This is a genomic window from Streptomyces sp. NPDC059567 (assembly GCF_042735655.1).
Lineage (GTDB): Bacteria > Actinomycetota > Actinomycetes > Streptomycetales > Streptomycetaceae > Streptomyces.
In genome coordinates this window covers 13,711-19,780 of the sequence record NZ_JBHWBS010000125.1, presented here as the reverse complement: position 1 = coordinate 19,780, position 6,070 = coordinate 13,711, and the positions used below count along the sequence as shown (strand labels likewise).

Genomic DNA, 6,070 nt, shown 5'->3' with positions numbered 1-6,070 from the left:
CAACAGCTCATCGCCACCTGGACCGGCACCTGCCCCACCTGCCGACAGATCGTCCCATGGCAGCCCTACGACACCACCTAACAAAGCACTACTAGTTGTCCGCGCATCACGACCCCGGAATCATCCGGCCCTGCATAGCCCTCGGGCGTGAAGCGAATGTGCACGTCCATTTCCTCGGCATACGCGATTGCGTCGCACTCCAGCCCCGACATCCCTCCCGACCAGCAGGAGTCCGTCGTACGCGACCTGGGGACCATGCAGGGCGTCGGCAGCGATGCAGAACAGCCCCCACAGCTCGGCGCACGTGGGCTGTGACGGCAGGCGGCGAAGGAGCCACCCCGCGACGGTGGACTTCGACCTTCCAACCTGCCGCCGGCACGCTCATGCAATCGGCGACTTCTCGGCGATGTCCGCCGCAGCCCGTACGAACTCGCGGACGCGCTCTGTGGTGTTCCCTTCCAGCCAGACCGGTCCCCGTTCGATCGGCTGTGCGTCGTGCAGAGGCACATAGGCCACGTCCGGTCGAGGGTAGTAGCGCCGGGAATGTTCTCCGACCGGCAGGACGCCCTTGCCCATCGCAACCAGCGTGAGCATTTCGGAGAACGATCCTCCGGTCGGCCCCTTCGGAACCGGCCTGCCCGACGGGGTGTAGTCCGGTGTGCGATCCCGCTTGAACCCCGCCGAGGTCCACCTCCGGGTACTGCACCACGGGGTATTCCGCGAGCACTTCGAGCGACACCGACTCCTCGCCGGCGAGCGGATGCCCGGCGGCAACGGCGAGCACTCGTTTCTCCATCAGCAGTACCGGCCCACGGGCCATTCCATCGAACGGGTACGAAGCCATGAGGACGTCTATCGAGCCGTCGAGCAGGCTCGCACGGGAGTTGGACAGCTGAACCTCCCGGACCTCGACCCTGCAATCGGGGTGTCGCTCGTTGAAAAGAGCCACCACCTTCAGGAGTGCGGGTGCCGTCCACTCGCCGAGGAAGGCGACCCGCAGTTCTCCCGTGACACCGCGACATGCATGGGTGGCCCTTCGGACCGCCTCCTCCATCCCGGTGACCAAGGGCACCAGGTCATCGGCCAACTGTCGTCCGATCGCCGTGAGTCGAACCGTTCTGCTGGTGCGCTCGAACAGCATGCCGCCGATCCGCCGTTCAAGCTTCTTGATCACCTGACTGACCCGCCCAGTCGTGACGCACAGACGCTCGGCGGTACGGCCGAAATGCAGTTGCTCGGCAAGCGTCAGGAAAGTCTCGATCTCCACCCGCTCAAGCACGATCCCCCCATGCGTTGAATCAGGCTCAACGATCGTATTCTGATCCTGCCTTGATGGCGGACTCCCCTCAGCGGATCGTGAACAGCGCCCACCTGGACTCCATCATCGAAGGAAGCCCCATGAACGTCTCGGATGTCACCGCCTGTCCGGCCCGGACCGACGAGCCCCCGCGGGAGCACGGGCACCCCGCTCAGAGCCTGGGCGACCGACCCGGGATGCCCTCGCTGTGTGTGAAGGCATTCGACCATCTCGTCCTCAACGTCGAGGATGTCGAGCGGTCCCTGGACTTCTACTCCGGACTCCTCGGCCTCGAACCGGTACGCGTTGCCGAGTGGCGAGCCGGCGAGATCCCGTTCCCATCGGTGAGAATTGCCTCTGAGACCATCATCGACCTGGTCCGTCGCCCTCGCGGAGAGTCCAACGTCGACCACATCTGTCTCACCGTGGAACCGCTGGACTGGGAGGAGTTCATCACTTCGGGAGCCTTCACCGTCCTCGAAGGTCCCATCGACCGCTTCGGCGCACGGGGCACCGCCACGTCGGTATACGTCCAGGACCCGGACGGCAACACCGTGGAACTCCGCTGGTACCCGCAGGACGTCGCAGCCTGACCGCGCTCAAGCTGCGTGATCACGGCGTCGGAGCGGTCCTGGACGGTGCTCGTACTCGTCTCCGGCTCGTCTCCGGAGACACCCCTCGGAAGGGACCATCTAGGATGTCGGCCGCGCGTCGATGTCACATCAGGTTGACGTCACGCGCGGTCGTGCCTCTTGTGCAGTCTTGCGTCCGTGAGCCGCCGGACTGAATGTGTCGGGGCAGCTGTTTCTACGGGGGAGAGCTTCGGTGTTCGGAATCATCAGGCCATGCCGTCATCGTCTGGGCGAGGGCTTGCGTACCGAGTGGATGGCGCATCTGTGTGGGCTGTGCCTGGCGTTGCGCAGCGAGTACGGGCAGTTCGCGAGGGTGGCCACCAACTACGACGGCTTGATCGTCTCGGTGCTGACCGAAGCGCAGTCGGAGCGAACCGGGGACTGGCGGCGAGGCGCCGGTCCGTGCCCGCTGCGCGGGATGCGGTCGGCGGACGTGGCGCAGGGTGAGGGTGCGCGGCTGGCGGCGACGGTGTCGCTGGTGCTGGCCGCGGCGAAGATACGTGACCATGTCGCCGACGGCGACGGCCTGTTGGGGCGCCGCCCGGTGACGCTGGCGGCACGCCGGATCGCCCACGGCTGGGACCGTGCGGGCGCCGCAGGCGGCGAACGGCTCGGCTTCGACACCGCGGTGCTGCTCGGGGCGGTCGAGCGCCAGCCGGAGGTCGAGCGGACGACCGGCCCCGGTGGCTCGCTGCTGACGGTCACGGAGCCCACGGAGACGGCGACCGCGGCCGCCTTCGCGCACACCGCAGTGCTCACGGACCGCCCGGGCAACGCCGAACCGCTGGCGGAGGCCGGCCGCCTGTTCGGTCGGCTGGCGCATCTGCTGGACGCGGTGGAGGACCTGGACTCGGACGAGGCGTCCGGCGCGTGGAATCCGATCGCCGTGACCGGCGCGGACCGCACCGAGGTTCGCCGGCTCTGCGACGACGCCGTCCATGGCATCCGACTCGCCCTGTCCGAAGCGGTGTTCATCGACAGACGGCTCGTACGGACGCTTCTGGGCGGCGAGTTGGAGCGTGCCGTCGATCGAGTCTTCGATCCTCGGCATCGTCACCATCAGCACCCCCGCCGGGCGCGGAACCTGCGCATGCTGCCCTGGCTGGGGCGCCGTACGGCGACGGAAACACCCGCGGAGACCGGCACGGGCACGGCGTGCGGTGTCGGGGTGCTTGCGGGCGCGGTCCCGGAGGGCGTGTCGATGGCGTCGAGCCGGCCGCCGGAGGGGCAGTGCCGGCGGTGTCGCGAGTGGCGCCGGGTGTGCGGCGATTGCAGGTTGTGCTTCAACTGCTGCCGCTGCAACGAGGACGCCGGCCAGGATGAGGCAGAGCCCATTCAGTTCGGCGACGGCAACCGCACCGGCGGCTCGAGTCGGGATGGTTCAGGCAGGGACGGTTCCGGAGGTGACGGCTGGTTCGGCGGTTCGGGCGGCGGCAACTCCAGCGGCGGTTCTGGCGGCCATGGGTCCAGTGGCTCTGGTGGTTCCGGCGGTGGTTCGGGTGACGGCTGCGGCGGTGGCTGCTGCAATCCGTGCAAGTGCTGCTGCGATTGCTGCGACTGAACCACGGATGAGCCGGGCGGTCCCCGACCGGCTCTCCCGCCGGGCGGTCCGGACGGGTGCTCCCCAACCAGCTCCCTTCCGTCATCACGCCGAGCACTCGCTGAATGGGCGGGCCGCCGGCCAGCGTTCACCGAGACGTCCTCCACACGGTGGTGATCCACGGACGGGTGCAGCGTAGGAGTGGTTCCGAGCCCTGGCGGTCCGGTCGATCCGGAACGGCTCGACCGGGAGATCCACCCGCGCGAGGTGGAGGAGACGCGCACGTACCGGCGCCCCCGGACCGGGGGCGCCGGAGCAGGCCTCAGCGTGTGCCGGGCCGGTGGTCCTTCAGGTTGTCGAGGCCACCCCATGCCCATGCAACCCTGGTTCTCCGATGCCAAGTTGGGCATCTTCATCCACTACGGCATCTACGCCGTCGACGGCGTTCCCGAGTCCTGGTCGTTCTACACCGGTCAGGTGCCGCGCGACCGGTACATGCGACAGCTGGACGGCTTCACGGCTTCGAAGTACGACCCGCGGGCCTGGGCGGAGCTGTTCGCCCGCGCGGGCGCCAAGTACGCCGTACTGACCGCCCGTCACCACGACGGGGTGGCCCTGTGGGCCACCGGTCACGGCGACTTGAACGTGGTGCGGCACACGCCCGCCGGCCGCGACCTCGTGGCCGGATACGCGGACGCGCTGCGCGCGCACGGTCTCAAGGCCGGCCTGTACTACTCGCATTCGGACTGGAACCACCCCGACTACGCCAGCGTCGTCCACCCCCAGCCCCCGAACGAGGGCGTGGCCACCCACCCCCTCGTCACCCCCGAGGACGGGGTCGAGGACCCGGAGGCCTGGGCCCGGTTCGTGGCGTACCGCGACGCACAGGTCGGCGAGCTCGTCGCGCGGTTCCGTCCCGACCTGCTGTGGTTCGACGGCGAGTGGGAGCGCAGCGAGGAGCAGTGGGGGATGCGGGAGCTCTCCGAGCAGATCCTCGCCGGCAACCCGGACACGGTCCTCAACGCGCGGATGCTGAGCTACGGGGACTACGCCACCCCCGAGCAGGGCGTGCCGCTGCTGCCGCCGGACGGCCCCTGGGAGCTGTGCCTGACCGTCAACGACTCCTGGGGCTTCCAGCACCAGGACCACAACCAGAAGTCGGTGCGCCAGCTCGTGCGCTACTTCACCGAGACGATCGGCATGGGCGGCAATCTGCTGCTGGCCGTCGGCCCCCGCGAGGACGGCACGATCCCGGCCGAGCAGGTCGAGCGCTTGGAGGGCGACTGGATCCGCAAGCACTCCGAGGCCGTGTACGGCACGGTCGCCGGCCTCCCCGCCGGGCACCACTACGGCCCCAGCACCCTCTCCGCCGACCGCCGCACGCTCTACCTGGTGTGCTTCGACGCCCCGCGCGAGTCGGTCTCCCTGCGCGGACTGCGGACACCGGTCAAGCGCGTGCGCGTGGTCGGCACCGGCACCGAGCTGGGCCACCGGACGGTGGGAGGACTCGGAGAGGTGCCGGGAGTGCTGTGGATCGACGCCCCTGAAGGTGCGGAGATCGACGAGCAGGCGACCGTCCTGGCCGTGGAACTCGACGGCGAGCACGACCTCTACCGAGGCACCGGCCGGGACTGATTCCCGTGGAAACGGTTCAACCGCCGGCGCGGATGGTGCGCGGGGACGCGCCGAGTTCGCGCCGGCATGCCTTGTTGAAGGCCTGCAGGTCCTCGACGCCGACCGCCGCCGCGACGGCGGGAATCGAGAGCGTCGACTCGCGCAGCAGATGGCGGGCACGCTCCATCCTCCGGCGTCGGACGTACGCCACGATGGTGCCTTCGGTCTCCGCGCGGAAGAGCCGCAGGAGATGGTTGTGCGACACACCCGCAGCCCGGGCCACCTCGGGGACCGCCAGCCGCCCGGCCAGGTTCGACTCGATGTACGCGACGGCGGCGGCGAACGAAGCATGCGGGCGGCTCTCGCGACCGGCGGGCTCGGCGAGTTCGGCCAGCCGCCACAGCGCCGACCACACCTCGGCATCCGCCTGACGGGGACTGCGCGGGGCGGACGCGACGGCCCTCAAGAGCGTCTCGGACACGGCCGGGGTCAGCTCACCGATGTCCTGAACCACGGGGAGCGTGACCGCCGGCCCCGTGCGGGGCAGCCGCAGATGGACGTAGAGGTGCTCGGACCGCCCCCGGTAGTGGTACCGCACCTCGGCCCCGGGTGGCACCAGACTCACACGGCCGGGCCGGATCACATGGACCGCGCCGTCGACGAGGAGTTCGGCCGTGTACCGGTAGAGATGCAGCTGCCACAGGTCCGGCAGCCGGAACACATCGACCGGACCCGTCGTCCCGTGCACTCCGACACCGAGGCCCAGCACCCGCGGCGGCTCGTCGAGCCGCACCGCGACGGAGTGCCCCGGCCGGACCCAGCAGCCGTCAGGCATGTGGAAAATCTACCAGTGGAGCGTCGAGTGGGGGGGGGGCGCCGCCCCCTCCCCGCCGCCGCCCCCCCCGGGTGGGCGGGGGGCCCCCCCCGCGCGCCGCGCGGGCCGCGGCGCGGAGGAACTAGCGCCCCGCCATGAGCCCCCCCACGAAC

The 6,070-nt window shown here is 69.8% G+C and carries 5 protein-coding genes and 1 pseudogene; 3 read left to right on the top strand and 3 right to left on the bottom strand.

The window, feature by feature from the left end:
* Window positions 1-381 precede the first annotated feature (381 nt).
* Window positions 382-594: a hypothetical protein gene (locus ACFVZW_RS33835; RefSeq protein WP_384529669.1), complete on the bottom strand. Its 213-nt coding sequence runs from the start codon at window positions 592-594 to the stop codon at window positions 382-384.
* A gap of 157 nt (window positions 595-751) precedes the next feature.
* A pseudogene (locus ACFVZW_RS33830) lies at window positions 752-1,267 on the bottom strand (LysR family transcriptional regulator); the annotation flags it as partial.
* Window positions 1,268-1,494: 227 nt separating this feature from the next.
* Here ACFVZW_RS33830 and ACFVZW_RS33825 point away from each other — a divergent pair.
* From ACFVZW_RS33825 to ACFVZW_RS33815, 3 genes are all read left to right on the top strand, one after another.
* Window positions 1,495-1,890: a VOC family protein gene (locus tag ACFVZW_RS33825; RefSeq protein ID WP_384529666.1), complete on the top strand. Its 396-nt coding sequence runs from the start codon at window positions 1,495-1,497 to the stop codon at window positions 1,888-1,890.
* 232 nt (window positions 1,891-2,122) lie between these two features.
* Window positions 2,123-3,490 carry a DUF5685 family protein gene (locus tag ACFVZW_RS33820; protein WP_384529663.1) on the top strand — a complete coding sequence of 456 codons (1,368 nt, stop codon included), beginning with the start codon at window positions 2,123-2,125 and terminating at the stop codon, window positions 3,488-3,490.
* A gap of 348 nt (window positions 3,491-3,838) precedes the next feature.
* Window positions 3,839-5,104, top strand: coding sequence for an alpha-L-fucosidase (locus ACFVZW_RS33815; protein WP_384529660.1), 1,266 nt, complete (start codon window positions 3,839-3,841; stop codon window positions 5,102-5,104).
* 16 nt (window positions 5,105-5,120) lie between these two features.
* Here ACFVZW_RS33815 and ACFVZW_RS33810 read toward each other — a convergent pair whose 3' ends face one another.
* On the bottom strand, window positions 5,121-5,918 hold the full coding sequence (locus tag ACFVZW_RS33810) for a helix-turn-helix domain-containing protein (protein WP_384529657.1): 798 nt from the start codon (window positions 5,916-5,918) through the stop codon (window positions 5,121-5,123).
* Window positions 5,919-6,070 lie beyond the last annotated feature (152 nt).